Raw genomic sequence first — 24874 nt, 5'->3', positions numbered from 1 at the left:
CACCTCCCCGTCACCGGCCGTTCGGTGGTGATCACTCGGCCGTTCCCCGACGGGCGACAGGCTCGGGCCCGGTTCCCGGGGGCCGGGGGGACTCCCGGGGGCCGCTCACTTCACGACGAGGCGACGATGCCCGCGAGCCTGTGACCGGTCACAGCTGGGACCACTCGTGCGAGGTCAGCCCGTAGGTCCTCGCGATCGGGTTCCACAGGTCCGCCGCCTTCTTCTTCGCGGTGGTGGCGTCGCTGCTCGCCTTGTCGCCGGCGGCGCTGTCACGGGTGGGACGGGCGTGGCCCTTGACGCAGCCCTTCTTGCCCTCCACCTGGTCCGACCAGTCCGCGTAGCGCAGGTCCGCCGTGGCGGACGACTTCCACGCCTTCTTCAGCTCGCTCGTCAGGTCGGAGTGGTTCGGCAGCTTGTCCGTCGGGGTCTTCTCGAGGCGCTTGAGCAGCTCGTTGCGCTGCTTCGCCGCCGCCTTCAGGGCGGACTCGGACTTGTCGAGGTCCTTGCACACCTTGATCGAATCCACCGCCTTGACCACGGCGTCCCGGCTCTTGTTGCTGTCCTTCAGCAGCGCGTCCAGCGCCTTGGCCTGGGACTCGACCGCCGGATCCGCGGACTTGGCGGGCTTGCTCGGCGTGGGGGCCGGCGTGGTCGCCTCCGTGGCGGGGGCGGACGGGGCGGGGCTCGCGACGGCGGCGTTCTGCGGCTCGTCGCCTCCCCCGCCGCTGAGCAGCGCCCCCGCACCGAGCCCGGCGACGGCACAGCCCGCGACGACGGCCACGATCAGCACGGCGGGCGACTTCTTGCGCCGGGGCGGCTGGGAGCCACGAGCAGTACGAGGCGTGTGGGGCCCGTGCGGGCCCTGCGGGCCCTGCGGGCCCTGGGCACCGTGCTGCGCGGGCGCGGCGGCGGCCGAGGAACGCGGGGGCTTCGGCAGCCGGCGGCTCGTCGTGGGCCCCGGGGTGGCCGCCGGGACGGGCGGCAGCTGCTGCGTGGGGGCGGCGGCGCGGAAGAGCGTGTCGAACTCGGCGGGCGGCGGTCGCTCGCCCGACTGCGAGATCACTCCGAAGGGCGACGCCGCACCGGGCACGCCGCCGCCGGGAGGCGTGGGCTGCCCGAGGCCGCCCACGGGCGGGAGGAGGGCGGTGGCGGCCGCGTCGCCGGGACCGGCGGGGCCGGTGGGCGGCGTGGGCTGCCCGAGGCCGCCGACGGGCGGGAGGACGGTGGTCGCCGCCGCGTCGCCGGGACCGCTGGCGCCCACGGGCGGGAGGACGGTGGTGGCGCCCGCGTCACCGGGGCCGGCGGGGCCGGCGGGCGGGGTGTTCAGCGACGGCAAGAGGGTCGTCGCCTCCGCGTCCCCGGCCCGGGGCGCGGGGGCTTCGTCCTCGTTGACCACGGGCGGCAGGTACTGCGTCGCCGGGGCGTCCTCCTCGGCCTGTCCCGGCCGGCCGGCCGGGACGACGAAGGGGCGCGGGGTCGTGGGGTCGCCGGTGCCGGCGACCAGCGGCATGAAGGCCGTGGCCTCGGCGTCCGCCGGCCCGGCCGGCGGCGTGGCGCCGAACGGGGCGTTGCCCTGGGCGGCGTTGCCGTACGCCGAGTCGCCGTAGCCGGCATTGCCGTAGGACGGGCTGTCGTACGGCGCGTTGCCGAACGTGGAGTTGCCGTACGGGGCATTACCGGCGGGTGTGTTGCCTGCGGGTGCGTTGCCGACGGGCGGCATGAAGGCCGTCGCCTCGGCGTCCGCCGGGGGCGTGGCCGGCAGGCTGTTCCCGGCGGCCGGGTTCGCGTGCGGCGTCGGGGGCTGCAGCAACTGCGTGGCCTCGGAAGAGGATTCGGGGCCCATGTCACGTATGCCCGGTATGCCCCCGCCGTGGGGCGGGACCGGCGGGGCCGGCGGAATCGGCGGCGGCGCCGACGGCATCGCCGGTACGACCGGAACGGGCGGCACGGGGGTCAGCGAGGCCGCCGACACAGGAGAGGCACCGGCCGGCGGAAGGTGCCGCGTGGCCTCGGAGTCACCCGGAGGGGTCTCCGGGGGCAGCGGGGCACCAGGGCCCCACGGGGCGGCGGGCGCGGGCGCGCCGGACCACGGGTCGGCGGGCCGTGCGGGCGGCCCGGGCGGGGCCGCGGGGCGCTGCGGCTCGTTTCCCTGTCCGCTCTGCGTCACCGGGACTCCTCAGGCTGTAACGGGACTTACGCAATCGGCCGCTCACGCTACCGGGTCGCCCCGGCGCTCGGCCATGCACCGCCCGTTCACCCGGTCCGCGGCACGATCGTCCCAGGTCACCCCAGGCCTCGGAGCAACCGCCCGGTCCTCGCCGACCGGACGTCCGGGCCTGGGGCGCTTCCCTACGCGGCCTGCATCTCCATCCGGGTCCCGAACTCCCTCACGACCGGTTCGTCCCGGTACGGCTCCAATCGCTGCCGGAAGTCGTCCAGATACTCGGCACCCCGGTTGGAACGCAGCGTGCCCAGCAGTTCCAGGGCACGCGTGCCCGTGGCGCAGGCCTCCTCCACCTCGCGCTGCTGGACGTGGGCCGTGGCGAGCAGCAGCAGGTCGATGGCCCGGCGGCGCACGCGGCCCGTCGGGTGGACGGCCAGCGCGTCCTCCGCGTGCCGCCGCGCGGGCTCGGCCTGGCCGAGGTCGCGGTGGCAGTGGGCCAGCTCGTCGGAGAGGTAGGCCCGGTCGAAGTGACGGATCCACGGCGGGTCGTCACCGGAGTCGGTGCCGTTGTCGGCGGCCTCGAGCCGGGAGACGGCCCGGCTCGCGACGACCTGGCAGGCGCGCGCGTCACCGAGCAGCGCGTGGCCGCGCGCCTCGGCCGCGTAGAACATCGCCTCGGCGCGGGGCGTGACGTGCCCCCGCGCGCCCTCCTGGGCGGCCTTGGCGAGCTGCGCGATCTCCCTGGGGTTGCCCAGGGACGCGGCGAGGTGGCTCATGCTGGCGGCCAGGACGTAGCCGCCGTAGCCCCGGTCGCCCGCGGCCTGGGCGAGGCGCAGCGCCTGGATGTAGTAGCGCTGGGCGAGCCCGGGCTGGCCGGTGTCGACGGCCATGTAGCCCGCCAGCTCCGTCAGCCGCGACACGGCCGCGAAGAGGTCGCGGCCGACCGCTTCCCGGTACGAGCCGGCCAGCAGCCCGGAGACGACGCTGTTGAGGTAGTGGACCACCACGGGACGCACGTGCCCGCTGCCGTAGCGGTGGTCGAGCTCCACGAGCGCGTCCGTGGTGGCCCGCACGGCCTCGACGTCGGAGGGGCCCACGCGCGCGCCCGCGCTCCGGGCGACCTGCGGGTCGGCGGCCGTGATCAGCCAGTCGCGGCTGGGCTCGACCAGCGCGGAGGACGCCACCGACGTTCCGCTGAGGAAGTCGCGGCGGCCGACGTCGCTGCGCCACAGCTCGCAGACCTGCTCGATCGCGCCGAGGACGGTCGGGGAGAACTGCAGCCCCACCCCGGACGCGAGGTTCTTGCCGTTGGCCATGCCGATCTCGTCGATCGTGACCGTGCGGCCCAGCTTGCGGCCGAGGGCCTCGGCGATGACGGCGGGCGCCCGGCCCCGCGGCTGCTGGCCGCGCAGCCACCGGGCCACGGACGTCTTGTCGTACCGCAGGTCAAGTCCGTGCTCGGCGCCGCACATGTTGACCCTGCGCGCCAGGCCGGCATTGGAGCAGCCGGCTTCCTGAATGAGCGCTTGCAGCCGTTCGTTCGGCTGCCGCGCCACGAGTGGCCGTGCGGCCATGCTCAACCCCCTGAGACTGCTATGCGTTCGCGATGTGCTCCGCGTGGTGCGGAGTGACCGATCCGGCTGTGAACGCCTTCTCCTGTGATCTTTGCCCCCCTGATATACGGAGAATGCAGGACTTGCCGGTATTGGCATCAATAGCGGCAATGACCTGGGTCAGTAACACGCCGCCCAGGTGGCTACCCCTTCGCGGCGGCGAACTTTCGCCTGCGCCCCCGCACATGCATCCGTGCGCCCCATGTGCTGTGCCCGGCAGGTGCGAGGAGCCTGTGCCAGAGCCGTAACCCCCGGTGACGCACTCAGTTGAGCTGGGCGTGGAAGAGACCATCGGAGTAGCAGCCCCGCATATCCCCCAACAGCGCGGCGAGCGCGTGCTGGACGCGGCGGCGAGGTACGCGGAGGACCGGCACTGGGACGTTTTCCCCGGCACCTGGCTGGAGGCCAGGGACGGGCGCGAGCACTGCTCGTGCGGCGAGCCAGCCTGCCCCGCGCCCGGCGCCCATCCCGCCCGGCCCGACTGGGCCACGCAGGCCACGGGCAGTGCGTCCACCGCGCGTCGCATGTGGACGAAACAGCCCCGCGCCTCGATCCTGCTGCCCACCGGTCGCACCTTCGACGCCCTGGACGTCTCGGAGTCGGCCGGCTTCCTGGCGCTGGCACGCATGGAGCGCATGGAGATCCAGCTGGGGCCGATCACGTGCACGCCCTTCCGCCGGATGCTGTTCTTCGTGCTGCCCGGCGGCGCCCTGAAGGTCGCCGACCACGTCCGCAAGCTCGGCTGGGCGCCCTCCACCCTCGACCTGGTCTCCCGCGGCGAGGGCGACTACGTGGTCGCTCCCCCCACCCGCATCGGCAGCCGCGGCCCGGTGCAGTGGGCGCGCCAGCCCACCGCCGCCAACCGCTGGCTGCCGGACGCGGAGGAGCTCGTCAGCGCCCTCGCCTACGCCTGCGGCCGGGAGGCGGCGCTGGCCCGCGGCCGCTGAAGCGCCAAGAGCTGCTGAAGCGCCGAGAGTCGCTGAATCACCGGGAACTGCTGTATCACCGGGAACTGCTGACAAACGTCATCGGTCCGCCCCTCGCGTCCCCCCTAAGGTGGATTCGGGGGGCGGAGCGTTGTTCCGTGTCCCCGAAGCACCACATCACGGGGACGAAGGAAGTGCGCGATGGAAGCAGTGGGGCAGGGCGCGACGCCCGCGGTCCGCGTCGAGGGGCTGTGGAAGCGGTTCGGTGAGCAGGTGGCCGTGGCCGGGGTCGACCTGGAGATCCCGGCGGGCCGGTTCATCGGCCTCGTCGGGCCCAACGGCGCGGGCAAGACGACCACCCTGTCCATGGTCACCGGCCTGCTGCGCCCCGACTCGGGCCGCGTGCTGATCGGCGGCCACGACGTCTGGCAGGACCCCGCCGCCGTCAAGGCCCGCATCGGCGTGCTGCCCGAGGGGCTGCGGATGTTCGAGCGGCTGTCGGGACGCGAACTCCTCGCGTACACCGGCCGGCTGCGCGGGCTGCCGGGCGAGGAGGTCGACAAGCGGGCCACGCAGCTGCTGGACGTCCTCGACCTCGCCGGCTCGCAGCACAAGCTCGTCATCGACTACTCCACCGGCATGCGCAAGAAGATCGGGCTGGCCGCCGCGCTGCTGCACAACCCCGAAGTCCTCTTCCTCGACGAGCCGTTCGAGGGCGTCGACCCGGTCTCCGCCCAGACGATCCGCGGGGTGCTCGAGCGCTACACCGCCTCGGGCGCCACGGTCGTCTTCTCCAGCCACGTCATGGAGCTGGTCGAGTCCCTGTGCTCCTGGGTCGCGGTGATGGCCGGCGGCCGGATCCGCGCCCACGGCCCGCTCGCGGACGTCCGGGGCGACGCCCCCACCCTGCAGGACGCCTTCCTCGAACTGGTGGGCGTGCGCGGGGCGGCCGGCGGTGACAGCCTCGACTGGCTGGGCGGCGGCGCCCGATGACGACCGCAGCCGTCCCCTCCGCCCCGTCCGCGCCGGCGGCTCCGTCCGCCGCGGCCGTGCCCTCCACCACGGCCGTGTTCGTCCGGCTGAAGCTGTCGCTCCTGCGCAACGGCCTGCGCCAGTCCACCGGCCGCAAAGCCGTGTGGATCACCTCCGTCGTCCTGGTCTCGCTCTACGCCGCGCTGCAGGTGCTCGGCCTGATCGTGCTGCGCGGGCACGCCCATGTCGGCGCCCTGTCCGTCTGCATGGCGGCGCTGCTCGCCTTCGGCTGGGCGGTGATGCCGCTGTTCTTCCCCGGCGGCGACGAGACCATGGACCCCACCCGGCTCGTGATGCTGCCACTGCGGCCGACCCCGATGATGACGGGGCTGCTCGCCGCGTCCCTGGTGGGCATAGGCCCCGGCTTCACGCTCGCGGTGCTGACCGGCACGGTGATCGCCAGTGCGCACGGCGCCGCGGCCTTCGCCGTCGGCGTCCTGGCCGCACCGCTGGCCCTGCTGGTCTGCCTGTCCCTGGCGCGGGCCGTGGCCACCGCAAACGTCCGCCTGCTGACCAGCCGCAAGGGCCGTGACCTCGCGCTGCTGAGCGGCCTGGTCATCGGCGTGGGCGGACAGTTCGTCAACCTCGCCATGCAGCAGCTCAACGGCCTCGGCATGGCCCGGCTGGAGCCGGTGGCCGACGTGCTGCGGTGGATTCCGCCCGGCTCCGCGCTGGACGCCGTGCGGGCCGCCAGCGAGGGGTCCTACGGGCGGGCCGCCGCCGGGCTGGCCCTGACGGCCGCCGCCCTGGCCGCCCTGCTGTGGTGGTGGCAGCGCAGCCTCACCAAGGTGATGACCTCTCCCGACGCCTCCACCATCGGTGCGGCCGCCGCCTCGACGGGCAAGGAGCGCGCCTCCGGCCCGGGCCTGGCCCGGCTGCTGCCCGCCGGGCGCACGGGCGCCGCCATGCACCGCTCGCTGCGCTACATATGGCGCGACCCCAAGACCAAGGCGTCATGGGTCTCCGGGCTCGCGGTGGGCGCGCTGGTGCCGATCGTCAACGCGGCGCAGGGCGCGGAGAGCGTCTGGTTCTCCGTGTTCGCGCCGACCATGCTCGGCCTGCAGATGTACAACCAGTTCGGCCAGGACGGCCCGGCGTTCTGGATGGTGCTGCAGACGATCGGCTCGCCGCGCGACGCCTACGTCGAACTGCGGGCCAGGGCACTGGCGTTCTCCCTGATAGCCGTGCCCTATGTGACGCTGGTGGTCACAGGTACGGCCGCGTTCACCGGCAAGTGGTCGGACTGGGCCGAGGTCCTGGGCCTGTCCCTGGCCCTGCTGGGCGCGCTCTTCGCCACCGGCGCGCTGGCCTCGGTGCTGGCGCCGTACTCGATCCCGCAGGACAGCGGCTTCAAGAACGTCGCGCCGGGCCAGGGCGCCATCGCCTGGTTCGGCATGCTGGGCGCCCTGGTGGGTGCGGTGCTGTGCGCCCCGCTGGGCGCGCTGGCCATCTGGCTGCACGTGGCCGGGGCGCACTCCCTGCTGTGGATCCTGCTGCCGCTGGGCGCGGGCTACGGCCTGCTGACGGCGTGGCTCGGACTGCGGCTCGCCGCGCCCCGCGCGGTCGGCCAGCTGCCGGAGATCCTCGCGGCCGTCAACAAGGGCTAGGACACGCCCTGGCGGTCCGAGGCATGCTCGATGTACCCGTCGGGGCGTACGAGCAGCGTCGTGGAGCCGGCGTCGGCACGGGTGACCGTGGTGACGCCGGCTTCCTTCTTCGGCCCTGCGCCGCGCGGCAGGACGCGGACGTGCGTCCCGGCGCGCAGCGCCTCGTACAGCCGCGTCGGGCCGCCGTCGACCTCGGCCAGCGCCAGGTCGGGCGCGCGGTGGCCGGTGAGGGGGTGGGCGCCGGGCGGGGCGGGGTAGTGGATGCCGATCCCGGAGATGAAGCGCGCGATCCGCTGGGTGGCCGGGGGTACGAGGAAGGCGGCCGCCGCCACCGTGTTGCGCAGCCGGCGGGTGGTGGGCGAGGAGGCCAGCACGGTGCGTACGAGCGCCCCGCTGGCGCGCAGCACCTGGGTGCCGACCGGGTGGCGCTCGGTGTGATAGCTGTCGAGGAGGGCGTCGTCGCCCCGCCCGGCGAGGACGGCGGCCAGCTTCCAGCCGAGGTTGGCGGCGTCCTGGATGCCGGCGTTCATGCCCAGCCCGCCGGCGGGCGAGTGGACGTGGGCGGCGTCGCCGGCGAGGAAGACCCGGCCGTCGCGGTAGCGGGGCACCTGGCGCTCGTCGCTGTGGAAGCGCGAGGTCCAGCGGGGTTCGCACATGCCGAAGTCCGTGCCGAAGGCGGCCCGGGTGACGGCCTTGAGGTTGTCGAAGTCCACGGGCACGTCGGAGGGCAGGTCGCTGCCCCGCTCCCAGGCGATGACGCGGTACCAGCCGTCGCCGAAGGGGGCGATGAACGCGAAGCCGTCGGCGACGCCGTTGAACGCGGGCACCTGACCGGGCGGGGTGTCCAGGCGTACGTCGGCGAGCATCACGGACCGCAGCACCGACTTGCCGGGGAACGGCATGCCGATGGCCGCGCGGACGGCGCTGTGCACCCCGTCCGTGCCGACGACGTAGCGGCCGCGCAGCGTGAGGGGGGCGGCGCCCTCCTCGACCGGCTGGACGTCCACGTCGACGCCGTCCGCGTCCTGGCGCAGCCCGGTCACCTTCGCGCCGCGCCGGATCTCGGCTCCGCGGGCCAGCGCGCGCTCCTCCAGGAGCCGCTCGAGCTCGTACTGCGGGGTGATGAGGACGCCCGCGAAGCGGGTGTCGAGCGCGCCGAGGTCGATGCGCGTGCGGCCGAAGATGCGCAGGCCCTGCAGGAAGGTGCCGGTGGCGATGAGCGGTTCGGCGAGCGAGCGGGCGTCGAGCACCTCGAGGGTGCGGGCGTGGACGGCGAAGGCGCGGGTGAGGTTGGACTCCTGGGCGCGCCGCTCCAGCACGACGACGCGCACCCCGGCGGCGGCGAGATCGCCGGCCAGCAGGAGTCCGGTGGGGCCGGCTCCGACGACCAGGACGTCGGCGGTGGGTTCGGTGCGCAGTGACATGACAGCTCCCGGTGGACGGCTGTGGCGCGGCTCGTACGCGACGTGGCGAAGGGCGCCCTACAGCCAGTGCACACCCGCCACCGGGGCTATGTCAACGGTCGTTGAATTAATTCGGGACACCTCCGGCCCTTCCCGGACGCTCCCGGCGTCAGGCCGGCACGGCCGCCTCCAGAAAGGGCTCGGTGACCCGGCGCCAGCCGTCGGGCTGGTCGTAGTGGATCAGGTGGCCCGCGTCGGGGACCTCGGCGTAGCGGCCGCGCGGCAGGACCCGGACCATCTCCTGCGCCTCGGCACGGCCCAGCGCGCCGTCCAGCCCCCGCACCACCAGGGCGGGACACTCCACCTGCGCCAGCTCCTCCCAGTGGGCGTCGTGGGCGTAGCCCTCGCGGGCCTGCAGCATCTGGCGGCGGAAGAACAGCGGCCGCCAGCCGTCGGCGCGCTCGGCCATCACCTCGGCGTAGAAGTCACCACGGGCGGGCGCGGGGCGCTCCAGGGTCGGGTCGTCCTCGCCGAACCACTTGCGGACGTCGGCCAGCGTGGCGAACGGCACCGGCCAGGAACCCAGCCACTCGCTCCACTCGCGCTGCGTGGCCGCGCCCAGGGCGGAGGCCCGCATGTCGGTGATGACCAGGGCCCGCACGAGGTCGGGGCGGCGGGCGGCCAGCTGCCAGGCCGTGAGGGCGCCCATGGCGTGGCCGATGAGGGTGACGGGGGCGAGGCCGAGCTGCTCGACGGCCGCCTCGGCGTCGGCGACATATGCCTCGCGGGCGTACGGGCCGCTGACCGGCTTGTCGCTGCGGCCGTGGCCGCGCTGGTCGAGGGCGATCGTGCGATAGCGCGCGGAGAGCCAGCGGGCGGTGTCCGCCCAGTGCGCGGCACGGCCCAGCAGGCCGTGCAGGAGCAGGACGCCGCCCTCCCCGGAGCACCGCCTGCCGCCGTCCCGCCCGGCGCAGCGGACCGCGCGGCGACCCGCGCCCCCGGTCTTCTGCGGTTCGGCGAACTCCCAGGCGGCAAGCCGCACTCCGCCGCTTCCGGTCACTTCGATGCGCCGCACCATGAGCCCTGGCACCCCCTCGTCTCCCCCGAGCAGCCCAACCCTATGGAACTTCCATTCGAATGAACCGTTGTTGCGCGCAACACCCCTCGTTCGAGTGACCGGGCGGCAGGATTGACCGTCTGCGGTCAGGGGAGAAATCGACTCGGGCGCGGACCGCTCGGGGAAGAAGGTCCGCGAGGCGCACCCTGGGAGCTCGGGGCTCCGGGTCGCCACGGGGGACAACGGGGAGGTGGGGCCCCGGCAGCCCATGAGGGCGCCGGGGCCCTTTTCCGTTCTCGTGCGCGTTCCCGTGCGTGTTCTCGTGCGTGTTTCCGTGCCCGCTTCCGCGCCCGTTCCCGTCCCCGCGGGCGGTGGCGCGGCCCGTGCGGTTCGCCGGCCTCATGCGATCCCCTCCCCACGGCCGTCGGCGCGCATATGCGCATCGGCACTCAGCGCCAGCGTGGCACGCCTCGGGCCCGAGCGCGCCGATTCCGCCGCGGCTCGGCAGGTTGACGTAACCGGGCGTACGTACCCGGCGCGGCGGCCCGTTCCCGGGCGTCGAGGCCGGTCAGCGCTTGGCTACGAACACATGGGAGGCGATGTCGGAGGCCAGCTCGGCGGCCTCGCCACTGCTGCCCACCATCACCCCACCGGGCGACTCCGTCACACTGACCACAGCGCCGGGCTGCACGCCGGCGCGGCGCAGGGTGTACATCAGCTGGGCGTCGGTCTGGATCGGCTCGCCGATGCGGCGGACGACCACGGTCTTGCCCTCGGAGCCCGGCTCGAGGTCCATCAGGCTGACCATGCCGTCGTTGAGGAAGGGGTCCGACTCGGACTTCTCGCCCAGCTCCTCCAGGCCCGGGATGGGGTTGCCGTACGGCGACTCAGTGGGGTGGCGCAGCAGCTCCAGCACCCGCCGCTCCACGGCCTCGCTCATCACGTGCTCCCAGCGGCAGGCCTCGGCATGCACCTGCTCCCACTCCAGGCCGATCACGTCGACCAGCAGGCACTCCGCGAGGCGGTGCTTGCGCATCACGCGCGTGGCCAGCCGGCGGCCCTCCTCGGTCAGCTCCAGGTGACGGTCGCCGGCGACGGAGACCAGGCCGTCGCGCTCCATGCGGGCCACCGTCTGGCTCACCGTCGGGCCGCTCTGGTCGAGCCGCTCGGCGATGCGGGCGCGCATGGGGACCACACCTTCCTCTTCCAGCTCAAGGATGGTGCGGAGATACATCTCCGTGGTGTCGATCAGTCCGGACATGCCGTGCCCCTCGATAAGTCGTGCGCTGGCCCTGGACTCAATTCTGACGCATGCCGCGGACAACAGGGCCGCGTACGCCGCCGCCCGCCCCCGTCGTATTGACAGGGCCCAGGTCGAGACCGCAACGTGACGTCGAGCCGAACCGAGCCAAGGAGCCCCGCAGCGATGAGCGAGAACAAGCTTGCCGGGCAGTTCTTCGACGCCGCGATCGCGCTGCTGGGGCGCGTGCGCGACGAGGAGGCCGACACCGTCGCCGCCGCCGGGAGCGCGCTCGCCGACACCGTGGCCGACGGCGGCCGGCTGTTCGTCTTCGGCGCCGGGCACTCCTCGCTCGCCGCGCAGGACGTCGTCTACCGCGCCGGCGGGCTCGCCCTGATGAACCTGCTGGCCGTGCCGGGCGTCGTCGGCGTCGACGTCATGCCCGCCACGCTCGGCAGCGCCCTGGAGCGGGTGGACGGGCTCGCCGGGGCGGTCCTGGACACCAGCCCCGCGCAGCCCGGCGACGCCCTGATCGTCATCTCGCTGTCCGGGCGCAACTCCCTGCCGGTCGAGATGGCCGTGAACGCCCGCGCCCTCGGCCTGAAGGTCATCGGCATCACGTCCCTGGCGTACGCCGAGGAGACCCGCTCGCGGCACGCGTCCGGAACGTTCCTCAAGGACCACTGCGACATCGTCATCGACACGAAGATCGGCACGGGCGACGCCGAGCTGTCCGCCGAGGGCATCGCGGCGCCCTTCGGGCCGGCCTCCACGGTCGTCGGCGCGGCGGTGGTGCAGGCCGTCGTGGCGTCCGCCGCCGGGGAGCTGGCCGCGCGCGGCATCGACCCGCCGATGCTGCGGTCCGGGAACGTGGACGGCGGCCACGAGTGGAACGGACGGGTGCTGAGCGAGTACGGGGACCGCATCTTCTTCCGGCACTAGGCCGGGATCTTCTTCCCCGCTCCCACCCGCCACCGCCGTCGCCCGCTCCTACCCCGCCACCGCCACCGCCAGGTCGATCGCGGCGGCGACCCGCGAGGCGATGTCCTCGGCGTACACCGCGTCCGCCCGGTCGAAGGCCCTGCGCGAGCCGCCCCGCAGGAACGTGACCACGCCCACCGTCCGCCCCCGGCTGCGCAGCGCCGTGGCCAGGGCGTGCCGCGTGCCGTCGGGCCATCTGCGGGCCGCCGCCCACCCCTCGCTGCGGTCCGCGGCCGCCCGTACCGAGCCGCAGCGCTCGACCGCCTGGAGCGCCGGATGGCCGTCCGCGTACGGCACGGGCAGGCCGCCGCCGGCCGCGACGGGGCCCTGGCCCGGCGCCCCGGCGGGCGTCGTCGCGGCGCGGATCAGCCGCACCGGCTCGTCCGGGTCGGCCTCCGGATCCGGCAGCAGGTCGATCAGGGCGTGGTCGGCGAAGCCCGCGAGGGCGAAGTCCAGGTAGAGCGCCGCGGCCTCCATCGGGTCCTCGCACTCGGCCACGGCCCGCCCCGCGCGGTGCAGCTGGCTGCCCCGGAAGCGCAGCCGCGCGCTCTCCTGCTCGGCCAGCCGCGTCTTCGTCACGTCCAGGAACAGCCAGGCCACGCCCAGCGGCACCGGCTCCTCCACCAGCGGCGTCGCCAGTCTCAGGAAGCCGCTGCGCCAGCAGCGGCGCTCCGCCGCGGCCCCGGCCACCGCGTCGGCCGAGCGCACCGTCACCCACAGCTCGGTGGGCGCGGGCGGGGCACCGGCCGCCAGGACGTGCTGCAGCGCGCCCTCGAGCTCCTCCACGCCCTGGTCGAGCAGATCGCCCAGCGGCCGGCCCAGCAGCGCCGTGCGGCTCGTCCGCAGCAGCCGGGCGGCGTGCGCGTTGGCCAGGGCCGGGCGCAGGTCCGCGTCGACCAGCACCACGCCCCACGAGGAGGCCTCGCCGAACAGCGCCTCGCTCAGCGCGACCGACCGTTCGAGGTCGATCTGCGTGTGCACCTCGCTGAACGCGCAGTACACCCCGGCCGGGCTGCCGTCCGCGCCCGGCACGGCGGAGGACTGGATGCGCACCAGCACCCGCCCGCCGTCCTTGGTCAGCAGCGCGAACTCGTCGACCTGCCGCCCCGGGGCCTTCATCGCGCCCAGCAGCCGCCCGGTGACCTCTTCCGCGTCCGCCTCGCGCACCGCCCAGCCCGCCAGGCCTCGCCGCCCGACGGCCTCGCGCGCGCTCCAGCCGAGTATCCGTTCGGCCTCGCGGTTCCAGTGGGTGACCGTGCCGTCCGCGTCGAAGGCGCACAGGGCGGCGTCCATGCCGTCCAGGAGAGCCGCGAGGAGGTCGTGGTCGTCGCCGTCCGCCGTCGGTCCGTGGCGGGCGGGGCCGGACTGGTGTGGAGCGGTCACGGGGTACCCCCTGCTGAACGCGTCTGCGGGTGGAGCGTGCCGTGCATGTCCTGCACGAGCGGCATTCAACTCGAGACGGGCGCGGACCACACCGCGTTCGGTGAAATCCGTACGCCGAAATCACGCCGCGGAAAATTCGCTTGTCGCCGCCGGAGGCCCTTCCTAGGCTGTGCCGTACACGAGAAGGGAGGTGGTTCGGGACATGATTTCTTTCCGGACGCGTGAGGTGACTGCGGGCTAGCGCCCGTCGTCGCGTATCTACGCAGCGCCGGCTCCGCCGGCCGAATCCCAGGCAGTCACCCGATCCGTGGGCCGCCGAGTCGTCCGCTCGGCACCGCCGCGTTCGCGCTGTGCGCGTGCGGCGGTAACAGCCCACGGATCGTCTGCGTTCACGGGCACAGGCGGTTCAGGGGTACAGACGGTTTACGGACACAGACGGCTCACGGGCACAGGCGTTCCACGCGCCAGCCGCTGTCGCCCGCGCCGTCGGTGCGGACGTACCGCAGCCGGTCGTGCAGCCGGTTCGCCCGCCCCTGCCAGAACTCCACGGTCCGCGCCGTGACCCGGAAGCCGCCCCAGTGCGGCGGCACCGGCACCGGCTCGCCCTCCGGGAAGCGGGCCGCCATCCGCGCGTACGCCGCGTCGAGGTCGGCGCGCGAGGCCGCCACCGCGGACTGCTCGCTCGCCCAGGCCCCGATCTGCGAGCCGTAGGGCCGGGAGCGGAAGTACACGGCCGTCTCCTCGGGATCCACCCGCTCGGCCGTGCCCGTCACCACCACCTGACGGGCCAGCGGATACCAGGGGAAGAGCAGGGAGACGTGCGGGTTGGCCGCGATCTCCCGGGCCTTGCGCGAGCCGTAGTTGGTGTAGAAGACGAAGCCGCGCTCGTCGTAGCCCTTCAGCAGCACGGTCCGCGAGCTGGGCCGGCCGGCCGCGTCCGCCGTGGAGACGACCATGGCGTTGGGCTCGTGCAGCTCCCCCGCGGCGGCCTCGGCGAACCAGCGCGCGAACTGCCGGTGGGGGCCGGGCGCCAGCTCGTCCTCGGCGATGCCCTCGAACTCGTAGTGCCGGCGCATGGCGGCGAGGTCGTGCTCGTGTGCGTACTCGTCGGTGTGTTCGTCGGTGTGGGACACGGCCACATCTTGCAGGAGCGGGCGGCGGCGGGAGAAGACCCGGCCCCGTCACGGACCCGCCGAACGCGCGGTGTGCCGGACATCACCGAGGTGTACAGCTGTGGCTCCGCTGACCAAGGGGCTATCGTTTCCGGCCCCGGCACGGCGACGGCTTTCGCGCGGCATTCTGCGGAGGCTTTCTGCGGAGGCCGGGTGAACCACCGGGTGAACCACCACCGCACGGGGCATGACCGCTTTTGACCGGGACGGACCGCGAGCCGCGCACACGGCCCCGGTCGGCAGTCGCGTGTCGAACACATCATGAGGAGCCGCCTGATGTCCGACTTCGTACCCGGACTCGAAGGAGTCGTCGCGTTCGAGACGGAGATCGCCGAACCCGACAAGGAAGGCGGCTCGCTCCGCTACCGAGGCGTCGACATCGAGGACCTGGTGGGCGACGTGTCCTTCGGGAACGTCTGGGGCCTGCTGGTCGACGGCTCCTTCAACCCCGGCCTGCCGCCGGCCGAGCCCTTCCCCATCCCCGTGCACTCGGGTGACATCCGCGTCGACGTCCAGTCCGCGCTCGCGATGCTCGCACCGGTCTGGGGACTCAAACCCCTCCTCGACATCGACGAGGCCACCGCCCGCGACAACCTCGCCCGGGCCGCCGTGATGGCCCTGTCGTACGTCGCCCAGTCGGCCCGCGGCCAGGGACTGCCGATGGTGCCGCAGCGGGAGATCGACAAGGCGGAGACCGTGGTCGAGCGCTTCATGAAGCGCTGGCGCGGCGAGCCCGACCCCAAGCACGTCAAGGCCGTCGACGCCTACTGGACCTCGGCCGCCGAGCACGGCATGAACGCCTCCACCTTCACCGCCCGCGTCATCGCCTCGACGGGCGCCGACGTGGCCGCCGCCCTGTCCGGCGCGGTCGGCGCCATGTCCGGCCCGCTGCACGGCGGCGCGCCCTCCCGCGTCCTGGGCATGATCGAGGAGATCGAGCGCACGGGCGACGCCGTCGCCTACGTCAAGGGCGCCCTCGACCGCGGCGAGCGCCTCATGGGCTTCGGCCACCGCGTCTACCGCGCCGAGGACCCGCGCGCCCGCGTCCTGCGCCGCACGGCCAAGGAGCTGGCCGCGCCGCGCTTCGAGGTCGCCGAAGCCCTGGAGAAGGCCGCGCTGGAGGAGCTGCACAACCGCCGCCCGGACCGGGTGCTGGCGACCAACGTCGAGTTCTGGGCAGCCATCGTCCTGGACTTCGCCGAGGTCCCCGCGCACATGTTCACCTCGATGTTCACCTGCGCCCGCACGGCGGGCTGGAGCGCCCACATCCTGGAGCAGAAGCGCACCGGCCGCCTCGTGCGCCCCTCGGCGCGCTACGTCGGCCCCGGCCCGCGCGACCCGCGCCAGGTCGACGGCTACGCCGACATCGTGCGCTGACGGCCCCCACCCCCCGGGCGGACGGCGGCCGCGCGCCCTGCGGGCGCCGCCGCGAGGATCGCATGATCATGCGACCGGGGCGTGGCGGAGCGGTGGCTGCCGCCGCTCCGCCACGCCCGGATGGCAGGCTTGGTCCATGCGTCCATTCCTCCCAGCCCTGGGGATCGCCGCGCTGGTCGCGCTGTCCGCCGCCCCGCCCGCGAGGGCCGTACCGGCGGCGGACGGCGATGTCCCCTCCGCCTTCACCATCCAGGACCCGAGGATCAAGGAGTCCAGCGGCCTGGCCGCCAGCCGCGCGCACCCGGGCGTGTACTGGACCCACAACGACAGCGGCGACGGCGCGAACGTCTTCGCCGTGGACAGCCGCACGGGGCGCACGGTCGCGACGGTGACGCTCAACGGCATCAATCCCCGGGACGTGGAGGCCATCTCGATCGGGCCCGACGGGAACATCTACCTCGCCGACATCGGCGACAACCTCGGCGGCAGCTGGCCCGAGGTGTGGATCTACCGCTTCCCGGAGCCGAAGACGCTGCGGGACACGTCCGTCGCCCCCGTCCGCCTCACCGTCCGCTACGACGAGGGGCCGCGCGACGCGGAGTCGCTGATGGTCCATCCGAAGACGGGCCGCCTCTACATCGCCAGCAAGAAGCGCTCGGGCAAGGGCGCCCTCTACGAGGGGCCACAGCACCTGTCGGAGTCCGGCGTGAACACCTTCCGGCGCGTCGCGGACGTCAACGTCTGGGCGACGGACGGCGCGTTCTCCCCGGACGGCACGCGGCTGGTGGTCCGCGGCTACTTCGAGGCACGCGCGTACCGCTGGCAGAACGGCCGCCTGGGCGAGGAGGCCGGCCGCCCCACCGTCCCGCTGCAGCGGCAGGGCGAGTCCGTCACGTTCACCCCCGACGGCCGCACCCTGATGTACGGGACGGAGGGCGCCGGCAGCCGCGTCACCCCCGTCGAGCTCAAGGGCGAGCTGCTGCCCGAGAGCGTGTCCGAGCGCGCGGGCGACGACGACTCCGGCAAGGGGGGTGACCGGTCCGACGCCAACGCCTCGGGCTCGGGGGGGCACGAACGCGACCGCAACCTCGCCATAGGGGCGGGCTTGTTGGTGGTCGTGACCCTGCTGGTCGTCGGACTGCGCCGGCTGCTGCGGCGTACGTGAACCACGTGGCGCACGTGAGCTAAGTGGCGTGCGTGGGCCCTACGCGACGTACGTGAGCTCGCGCGACGTACGTGAGCCCGCGTGGCGTACGTGAACCACGCCGCGGTCGGGGCGGACACGCGGTCCGCCCCGGCCGCGGCGGGTGTCAGAGACGCTCGATGACGTAGTCCACGCAGGCCGTCAGGGCCTCGACGTCCGCCGGGTCGATCGCCGGGAACATCGCCACGCGCAGCTGGTTGCGGCCCAGCTTGCGGTAGGGCTCGGTGTCGACGATGCCGTTGGCGCGCAGCACCTTGGCGATCGCGGCGGCGTCCACGTCCTCGGAGAAGTCGATCGTGCCGATGACGGCCGAGCGCCGCGCCGGGTCCGCGACGAACGGGGACGCGTGCTTGGAGGCCTCAGCCCAGCCGTAGAGGGTGCGGGCGGAGGTCGCCGTGCGGCGGACCGCCCAGTCCAGGCCGCCCTGGCCGTTGAGCCACTCCAGCTGCTCGTTGAGCAGGAAGAGGGTGGACAGCGCCGGGGTGTTGTACGTCTGGTTCTTCAGCGAGTTGTCGATCGCGGTCGGCAGCGAGAAGAACTCGGGGATGTGCCGCCCGGAGGCGTGGACGCGGGCCGCGCGCTCCAGGGCGGCCGGGGAGAACACCGCGATCCACAGGCCGCCGTCGGCGGCGAAGGACTTCTGCGGCGCGAAGTAGTAGACATCGGTCTCGGTGATGTCGACCGGCAGCCCGCCCGCGCCGGAGGTGGCGTCCACCAGCACCAGCGACCCGGCGTCCGCGCCCTCGACGCGCCGGACGGGCGCGGCCACGCCGGTGGAGGTCTCGTTGTGGGTGAGGGCGTAGGCGTCGACGCCCGCCTCCGCCTTCGGCTCCGGGTGGGTGCCGGGCTCGGAGAAGATGACGGTCGGCTCCTCGAGCCACGGGGCCAGCCGGGCGGCCGTGGCGAACTTCGACGAGAACTCACCGAAGGTCAGGTGCTGCGACTTCGACTCGATGAGGCCGTGCGTGGCGATGTCCCAGAACGCGGTCGAGCCGCCGTTGCCGAGGATCACCTCGTAGCCCTCGGGCAGGGAGAAGAGCTCACCGATGCCCGCGCGCACCCTGCCGACCAGGTCCTTGACGGGAGCCTGGCGGTGGGACGTGCCGAGCAGAGAGGTTCCGGTGGCAGCCAGGGCGTCGAGCGCCTCGGTCCGCACCTTGGACGGGCCCGCGCCGAAGCGACCGTCGGCGGGCTTGATGTCAGCGGGGATCTGGATATCAGCCACGGCCGCAGCCTAGTGCGAAAGAGCGGCGCGCGGGGCTGCCGTTCCATCGGATGAGATGTGGCTCATGCCCGCCGGGCCCTCCCCCGGCGCAGGCCGGCGGCCTGCAGGATGACGCCCATGGGCGAAAGCGGCGGGAGCGGCGAGGGCGGGGCGAACCGGGGACGCGGCGGGAGCGCCGCGCTGGAACGGGCGCTGCGGGCGGCCGTGGCCGGCGGCGTGGACTTCTCGACCACCGCCCGCGCGCTGATGACCATGGACGCGTCGAACTACCGCCGCGTGCCGCTCGGCGTGGTCGCGCCGCGCGACGCCGACGACGTGGCGGCCGCGCTCGCCGTGTGCCGCGAGCACGGCGTGGCCGTCGTCGCGCGCGGCGGCGGGACGTCGGTCGCCGGGCAGGCGACGGGCGAAGGGGTGGTGCTGGACTTCACCCGGCACATGAACGCGATCGTCCGCCTCGACCCCGGGGAGCGCACGGCCGTGGTCCAGCCGGGCGTCGTGCTCGACACGCTGCGGGCGGCGGCGGACGCGTACGGGCTGACGTTCGGGCCCGACCCGTCGACGCACGGGCGGTGCACGCTCGGCGGGATGATCGGCAACAACGCCTGCGGGGCGCACTCGGTGGCCTGGGGCACGACGGCCGACAACGTGGCCGCGCTGCGGGTGCTGACCTACGGCGGCGAGCACGCCCGGCTCGGCCGGGGCCCCGAAGCGCTCGCCGGGCTGCCGGAACGGCTGGCGGACGACGTACGGGCGCTCGTACGCGGCGAGTTGATGTTACTGCGCACCGGGTTCCCGGACCTGCCGCGCCGGATCTCCGGCTACGCGCTGGACGCGCTGCTGCCCGAGCGGGGATACGACCTGGCCAGGGCCTTCACCGGCAGCGAGGGCACGCTCGGGGTGCTGACCGAGGCCACGGTCCGCCTCGTCGAGAGGCCGGGCGCCCGCGCGCTGGCGGTGCTCGGCTACCCGGACGAGGGCGCGGCGGCGGACGCGGCGCCCCGGCTGCTGCCGCTCGGGCCGCTGACGGTCGAGGGGATGGCCGCCGACCTGGTGGGCGGCATCGCCGGGCTGCTGCCCAGGGGCGCGGCCTGGCTGTTCGCCGAGACCGGCGGCGCGACGCCGGCCGAGGCGGCGGCGAAGGCGGCGGAGGTCTGCCGGGCGGCGGCCGCCGACGGCGCCACCGGGCACGCCGTCGTCACCGGCGGCGCGGAGCAGCGGGCGCTGTGGCGCGTACGGGAGGACGCGGCCGGCGCCGCCACCCGGCTGCCCGGCGGCGGCGAGGCCTGGCCGGGCTGGGAGGACTGCGCGGTGCCGCCGGCCCGGCTGGGAGCGTATCTGCGGGACTTCCGGGCCCTGTTGGGGCGCTACGGACTGCGCGGCGCGCCCTTCGGCCACTTCGGCGAGGGCTGCGTCCACGTGCGCATCGACGTCGACCTGCTGAGCGCGGAGGGGGTGCGGCGCTACCGCGCCTTCTCGTCCGACATGGCCGCCCTCGTGGTCGCGCACGGCGGCTCGCTGTCCGGCGAGCACGGCGACGGCCAGGCGCGGGCCGAGCTGCTGCCGCGCATGTACGGGACGGACGTCGTACGCCTCTTCGAGCGCTTCAAGGACCTCTGGGACCCGGCGGGCAAACTCAACCCCGGCATGCTCGTGCGCCCCTACCGGCTCGACGAGAACCTCCGCTTCGACGTCCTGCCCGGACGGGCGGAGGCAGGGGCAGGGACGGGGGCGGGGGCGGGGGCGGGAGCGGTCGACGTGGAGTTCGGCTATCCGGCGGACGGCGGGGACTTCGCGGCGGCAGTCCGGCGGTGCGTGGGCGTCGCCAAGTGCCGCGAGACGACGACCGGTACAACCGGTACGGCCGTGATGTGCCCCTCGTTCCGGGTCACGGGAGAGGAGCGGCACTCCACCCGGGGGCGGGCCCGGCTGCTGCACGAGATGCTGGCGGGCGAGGTGGTCACCGGCGGCTGGCGGGCGCCCGAGGTGCGCGAGGCGCTGGACCTGTGCCTGGCCTGCAAGGGGTGCCGCACCGACTGCCCGGTGGGGGTGGACATGGCCACGTACAAGGCGGAGTTCCTGCACCACCACTACGCGCGGCGCCTCCGCCCGGCCGCGCACTACACGATGGGGTGGCTGCCGGTGTGGCTGCGCGGCGCGGCGGCACTGCGGGCCACGCCGGCGCTCAACGCGCTCGCGCGCGTGGGGCCGTTGGCGGCGCTCGCGAAGCGGGCCGGAGGCATCGCGCCGGAGCGCGCGCTCGTGGAGCTCGCTCACGAGCCGTTCACGCGGTGGTGGAAACGGAGGCCTCCGGCGGGTGCGGGAGGAACCGAGGTCGTCCTGTGGCCCGACACGTTCACCAACCACCTCTCCCCCGGGGCCGGACGCGCCGCCGTCGCCGTGCTGGAGGACGCCGGGCTGCGCGTCGGCGTGCCGGACCGGCCGGTGTGCTGCGGGCTCACCTGGGTCTCCACCGGCCAGCTCGGCCGCGCCCGGGCCGCGATGCGCCGCACCCTCGACGCCCTGTCCCCGGACCTGGCCGCCGGCCGGCCCGTCGTCGGCCTCGAACCGAGCTGCACGGCCACCCTGCGCACGGACCTGCCGGAGCTGCTTTCGGACGATCCTCGCGCCCATCGGCTCGCCTCCTCCGTCCGCACCTTCGCCCAGGCCCTGGAGGAGTTCGCGCCGCACTGGCGGCCGCCCCGCATCGGCCTGCCCGTCGTCGGGCAGACCCACTGCCACCAGCACGCCGTCCTGGGCGACGAGGCGGAGCGGCGCCTTCGCCGGCGCGCCGGGATGACCGGCGAACTCAGCGGCGGATGCTGCGGGCTGGCCGGGAACTTCGGGTACGAACGCGGCCATTTCGACGTTTCCGTCGCGTGCGCCGAGGAAACGCTGCTGCCCTCCCTGCGGCAGGCGCCGGACGGCGCCGTCGTACTGGCCGACGGCTACTCCTGCCGTACGCAGATCCGCCAGCTCACGGGGGTGCGGGGGCTGCATCTGGCGGAGGTTCTGGCCGATGGTTCGGGTGCGGCGGGGAGGGACGCGGGCGTTTGATCGCCCCCGCCTCGCCCCGGCCTCACCCGGCCGAAAATCATGCAAGCACGCTTGCTTGTTTTGTCGGCCGCTGCCACCCTCCCGTGCCATGCCTGCGCCTGTCCTCCGAATCGGCAACGCCTCCGGCTTCTACGGCGACCGCTTCGACGCCCTGCACGAGATGCTCACCGGCGGCCCGCTGGACGTCCTCACCGGCGACTACCTCGCCGAGCTGACCATGCTCATCCTCGGCCGCGACCGACTGAAGAACCCCTACCGGGGCTACGCCCGCACCTTCCTCGGCCAGCTGGAGCAGAGCCTCGGCCTCGCCGTCGAGCGCGGCGTCACCCTCGTCACCAACGCCGGTGGCCTCAACCCCGCCGGCCTCGCCGGTCGGATCGGCGAACTGGCCGACCGCCTCGGCATCCCCGCCCGCGTCGCCCACGTCACCGGCGACGACCTGCTCGAGGACCAGCGGTGGGGCGAGGACGTCCTCACCGCCAACGCCTACCTCGGCGGGGGCGGCATCGCCGCGTGCCTGCGGGCCGGCGCGGACGTGGTGGTCACCGGCCGGGTCACCGACGCCGCCCTCGTCACCGGCCCGGCCGCCGCGCACTTCGGGTGGGGCGCCGGCGACCTCGACGCGCTGGCCGGCGCGGTCGTCGCCGGGCACATCCTCGAGTGCGGCACCCAGGCGACGGGCGGCAACTACGCCTTCTTCGGCGAACACGACGTCCGCCACCCCGGCTTCCCCCTTGCCGAGATCCACGCGGACGGCTCGGCCGTCATCACCAAGCACCCCGGCACGGGCGGCGTCGTCGACGTCTCCACGGTCACCGCCCAGCTGCTGTACGAGACGGCGGGCGCCCGCTACCTCGGCCCCGACGTGACGGCCCGGCTCGACACCGTCCGGCTCACGCCCGACGGGCCCGACCGGGTGCGCGTCAGCGGGGTGCGCGGCGAGGCCCCGCCGGCCTCGCTCAAGGTCGGGCTGACCCGGCCCGGCGGCTGGCGGCACGAGGTGGTCTTCGTCCTGACCGGCCTGGACATCGAGGCCAAGGCCCGGCTCGTCCGCGACCAGCTCGACGGCGTCCTGGCCGCACGCCGGCCGGCCGGGGTGCGCTGGACCCTCGCCCGTACGGACCGGGCCGACGCGCCCGTACAGGAGGAGGCGAGCGCGCTGCTGCGGCTGGTCGTGCGCGACCGCGACCCGGAGGTCGGGCGGGCCGTCGAGGCCGCCTGCGTGGAGCTGGCGCTGGCCAGCTATCCCGGGTTCCACGTCGCCACGCCGCCGGGCAAGGGCACGCAGTACGGGGTCTTCGAGGCGGCGTACGTGGACGCCGGGGCCGTCACGCAGATGGCGATGCTCGCGGACGGGGGGCGGGTGGTGGTGCCGGGCTCCGGGGCGGCGGCCGTACGTGAGCTTGTGCCCGGGCTTGGGCTTGTGCCCGAGCCCGAGACCGTGCTGCCCGAGCCGCTGCCGGCCGGGCGCACCCGGCGTGCCCCGCTCGGGCTCGTCGCGGGTGCCCGCAGCGGCGACAAGGGCGGCAGCGCCAACGTCGGCGTCTGGGTGCGCGACGAGTCCGCGTGGCGGTGGCTGGCCCACGAACTGACCGTGGAACGGTTCCGGCAACTGCTGCCGGAAACCGCTGGCTTCGCCGTCGAACGGCACGTCCTGCCGAACCTGCGGGCGCTGAACTTCGTGGTGGACGGCCTCCTCGGCGAGGGCGTCGCCTCCCAGGCCCGCTTCGACCCGCAGGCCAAGGCCGTGGGCGAATGGCTGCGCGCCCGCCATCTGGAGATACCGGAGGTGCTGCTGTGACCGTGCTGGCGTCCGCGCTCGACGTGTCCGGCCCCGAGTACGCCGCCCACCGCGCCGCCATGCTCGACAAGCTCGCCGCCCTCGAGGCCGAGCACGCCAAGGCCGTCGCCGGCGGGGGCGAGAAGTACACCGCCCGGCACCGGGCACGCGGCAAGCTCCTCGCCCGGGAGCGGGTGGAGCTTCTCGTCGACCCCGACACCCCGTTCCTCGAGCTCTCGCCGCTCGCCGCGTGGGGCAGCGACTTCACCGTCGGCGCGTCGATCGTCACCGGCATCGGCGTGATCGAGGGCGTCGAGTGCCTCATCACCGCCAACGACCCGACCGTGCGCGGCGGCGCGAGCAACCCGTGGACGCTCAAGAAGGCCCTCCGGGCCAACGAGATCGCCTACGCCAACCGGTTGCCGGTCGTCTCGCTCGTCGAGTCAGGGGGCGCCGACCTGCCGAGCCAGAAGGAGATCTTCATCCCCGGCGGCGGCCTCTTCCGTGACCTGACCCGGCTGTCCGCCGCCGGCATTCCCACCGTCGCGGTCGTCTTCGGCAACTCCACGGCCGGCGGCGCGTACGTCCCCGGCATGTCCGACCACGTCATCATGGTCAAGGAGCGCGCCAAGGTCTTCCTCGGCGGTCCGCCGCTGGTGAAGATGGCCACCGGCGAGGAGAGCGACGACGAGTCGCTCGGCGGTGCGGAGATGCACGCGCGCGTGTCCGGGCTCGCCGATTACTTCGCCGTGGACGAGCTGGACGCGTTGCGGCAGGCCCGGCGGGTCGTTGCTCGGCTGAATTGGCGTCCGGTGGACACTTTTTCGGCGGGTCGTTCGGGCTCAGTCACCCCTCCTCTTTACGACGAGGACGAGTTGCTCGGTGTGGTGCCGGGGGATCTCAAGGTGCCCTTCGATCCGCGCGAGGTCATCGCGCGCATGGTGGACGGGTCGGACTTCGACGAGTTCAAGCCGCTGTACGGCGCCAGTCTCGCGACCGGGTGGGCCCGGCTGCACGGCTACCCCGTGGGCGTGCTCGCCAACGCGCGGGGCGTCCTCTTCAGCGAGGAGTCGCAGAAGGCCGCCCAGTTCATCCAGCTGGCCAACCAGCGCGACATTCCCCTGATCTTCCTCCACAACACCACCGGCTACATGGTCGGCCGCGACTACGAACAGGGCGGCATCATCAAGCACGGCGCGATGATGATCAACGCCGTCTCGAATTCGCGCGTGCCGCATCTGTCGGTGCTGATGGGCGCCTCGTACGGGGCCGGCCACTACGGCATGTGCGGGCGGGCGTACGACCCGAGGTTCCTCTTCGCCTGGCCCAGCGCCAAGTCCGCCGTGATGGGACCGCAGCAACTGGCCGGCGTCCTCTCCATCGTCGCGCGCGCGGCCGCCGCCGCGAAGGGGCGGCCGTACGACGAGGACGCCGACGCCGGGCTGCGGGCGATGGTCGAGCAGCAGATCGAGGCGGAGTCGCTGCCGATGTTCCTGTCCGGCCGGCTGTACGACGACGGCGTCATCGACCCGCGCGACACGCGGACGGTGCTCGGGTTGTGCCTTTCCGTTGTGCACGGCGCGCCTGTTGAGGGGGCTCGGGGTGGGTTCGGTGTCTTCCGGATGTGACGTCGGATGTGACCGGGGTGGTGTTGGG

17 protein-coding genes are annotated in these 24874 nt (G+C 74.1%); 9 read left to right on the top strand and 8 right to left on the bottom strand.

What is annotated here, in order from left to right; genetic code table 11:
* Positions 1 to 148: 148 nt before the first annotated feature.
* Together IE295_RS17690 and IE295_RS17685 are read right to left on the bottom strand one after the other, a co-directional pair.
* Positions 149 to 1843 (bottom strand): hypothetical protein, encoded by a 1695-nt coding sequence (locus IE295_RS17690; RefSeq protein ID WP_190064618.1) that lies wholly within the window; start codon positions 1841 to 1843, stop codon positions 149 to 151.
* A 506-nt stretch (positions 1844 to 2349) separates the two neighbouring features.
* On the bottom strand, positions 2350 to 3738 hold the full coding sequence (locus tag IE295_RS17685; RefSeq protein WP_190064617.1) for an NsdA family TPR-like regulatory protein: 1389 nt from the start codon (positions 3736 to 3738) through the stop codon (positions 2350 to 2352).
* Between the two features lie 317 nt (positions 3739 to 4055).
* Between IE295_RS17685 and IE295_RS17680 the strand changes: the two genes are divergently transcribed.
* The 3 genes from IE295_RS17680 (at position 4056) to IE295_RS17670 (ending at position 7342) form a co-directional block, all read left to right on the top strand.
* Positions 4056 to 4724 carry a bifunctional DNA primase/polymerase gene (locus IE295_RS17680; RefSeq protein WP_372478824.1) on the top strand — a complete coding sequence of 223 codons (669 nt, stop codon included), beginning with the start codon at positions 4056 to 4058 and terminating at the stop codon, positions 4722 to 4724.
* Between the two features lie 180 nt (positions 4725 to 4904).
* The gene (locus tag IE295_RS17675) at positions 4905 to 5696 is read left to right on the top strand and encodes an ABC transporter ATP-binding protein (RefSeq protein WP_190064616.1); all 792 of its coding nucleotides are present in this window, start codon (positions 4905 to 4907) and stop codon (positions 5694 to 5696) included.
* On the top strand, positions 5693 to 7342 hold the full coding sequence (locus IE295_RS17670; RefSeq protein WP_190064615.1) for a transporter: 1650 nt from the start codon (positions 5693 to 5695) through the stop codon (positions 7340 to 7342). The genes IE295_RS17675 and IE295_RS17670 overlap by 4 nt, the downstream gene beginning before the upstream one ends.
* On the opposite strand, the gene IE295_RS17665 is transcribed toward IE295_RS17670, so the two are convergent.
* The 3 genes from IE295_RS17665 to IE295_RS17655 all read right to left on the bottom strand — a co-directional run bounded on the left by IE295_RS17665 (position 7339) and on the right by IE295_RS17655 (position 11063).
* Positions 7339 to 8766 (bottom strand): FAD-dependent monooxygenase, encoded by a 1428-nt coding sequence (locus tag IE295_RS17665; protein ID WP_190064614.1) that lies wholly within the window; start codon positions 8764 to 8766, stop codon positions 7339 to 7341. The genes IE295_RS17670 and IE295_RS17665 overlap by 4 nt on opposite strands.
* 148 nt (positions 8767 to 8914) lie before the next feature.
* Positions 8915 to 9823 carry an alpha/beta fold hydrolase gene (locus IE295_RS17660; protein ID WP_190064613.1) on the bottom strand — a complete coding sequence of 303 codons (909 nt, stop codon included), beginning with the start codon at positions 9821 to 9823 and terminating at the stop codon, positions 8915 to 8917.
* A 547-nt stretch (positions 9824 to 10370) separates the two neighbouring features.
* Positions 10371 to 11063 (bottom strand): iron-dependent transcriptional repressor DtxR, encoded by a 693-nt coding sequence (locus IE295_RS17655; protein ID WP_190064612.1) that lies wholly within the window; start codon positions 11061 to 11063, stop codon positions 10371 to 10373.
* A gap of 165 nt (positions 11064 to 11228) precedes the next feature.
* Between IE295_RS17655 and IE295_RS17650 the strand changes: the two genes are divergently transcribed.
* Positions 11229 to 11984 (top strand): SIS domain-containing protein, encoded by a 756-nt coding sequence (locus IE295_RS17650; RefSeq protein ID WP_190064611.1) that lies wholly within the window; start codon positions 11229 to 11231, stop codon positions 11982 to 11984.
* A gap of 48 nt (positions 11985 to 12032) precedes the next feature.
* Here IE295_RS17650 and IE295_RS17645 read toward each other — a convergent pair whose 3' ends face one another.
* Both IE295_RS17645 and pdxH read right to left on the bottom strand, forming a co-directional pair.
* Positions 12033 to 13406 carry a PAS domain-containing protein gene (locus IE295_RS17645; RefSeq protein WP_190064610.1) on the bottom strand — a complete coding sequence of 458 codons (1374 nt, stop codon included), beginning with the start codon at positions 13404 to 13406 and terminating at the stop codon, positions 12033 to 12035.
* Positions 13407 to 13846: 440 nt separating this feature from the next.
* Positions 13847 to 14539 (bottom strand): pyridoxamine 5'-phosphate oxidase, encoded by a 693-nt coding sequence (pdxH, locus tag IE295_RS17640; RefSeq protein ID WP_268255705.1) that lies wholly within the window; start codon positions 14537 to 14539, stop codon positions 13847 to 13849.
* 315 nt (positions 14540 to 14854) lie between these two features.
* Here pdxH and IE295_RS17635 point away from each other — a divergent pair, with 315 nt between their 5' ends.
* Both IE295_RS17635 and IE295_RS17630 read left to right on the top strand, forming a co-directional pair.
* The gene (locus IE295_RS17635) at positions 14855 to 15955 is read left to right on the top strand and encodes a citrate synthase 2 (protein WP_190064609.1); all 1101 of its coding nucleotides are present in this window, start codon (positions 14855 to 14857) and stop codon (positions 15953 to 15955) included.
* 136 nt (positions 15956 to 16091) lie between these two features.
* On the top strand, positions 16092 to 17120 hold the full coding sequence (locus IE295_RS17630) for a hypothetical protein (RefSeq protein ID WP_190064608.1): 1029 nt from the start codon (positions 16092 to 16094) through the stop codon (positions 17118 to 17120).
* A 145-nt stretch (positions 17121 to 17265) separates the two neighbouring features.
* On the opposite strand, the gene serC is transcribed toward IE295_RS17630, so the two are convergent.
* Positions 17266 to 18384 (bottom strand): phosphoserine transaminase, encoded by a 1119-nt coding sequence (serC, locus tag IE295_RS17625; RefSeq protein WP_190064607.1) that lies wholly within the window; start codon positions 18382 to 18384, stop codon positions 17266 to 17268.
* Between the two features lie 117 nt (positions 18385 to 18501).
* Between serC and IE295_RS17620 the strand changes: the two genes are divergently transcribed.
* From IE295_RS17620 to IE295_RS17610, 3 genes are all read left to right on the top strand, one after another.
* A complete protein-coding gene (locus tag IE295_RS17620; RefSeq protein WP_372478823.1) occupies positions 18502 to 21438 on the top strand; it encodes an FAD-binding and (Fe-S)-binding domain-containing protein in 2937 nt (978 codons plus the stop codon).
* A gap of 88 nt (positions 21439 to 21526) precedes the next feature.
* A complete protein-coding gene (locus tag IE295_RS17615; RefSeq protein WP_190064605.1) occupies positions 21527 to 23239 on the top strand; it encodes an acyclic terpene utilization AtuA family protein in 1713 nt (570 codons plus the stop codon).
* Positions 23236 to 24846, top strand: a complete 1611-nt coding sequence (locus tag IE295_RS17610; protein ID WP_190064604.1) for an acyl-CoA carboxylase subunit beta — start codon at positions 23236 to 23238, stop codon at positions 24844 to 24846. Before IE295_RS17615 ends, IE295_RS17610 begins: the two co-directional genes overlap by 4 nt.
* The last annotated feature ends 28 nt before the right edge of the window (positions 24847 to 24874 follow it).

It is taken from the genome of Streptomyces griseocarneus (assembly GCF_014655595.1).
Classification (GTDB): domain Bacteria; phylum Actinomycetota; class Actinomycetes; order Streptomycetales; family Streptomycetaceae; genus Streptomyces; species Streptomyces griseocarneus.
Note: the sequence above shows the minus strand (reverse complement) of the source record. Positions and strands in the feature narration are given on the sequence as shown.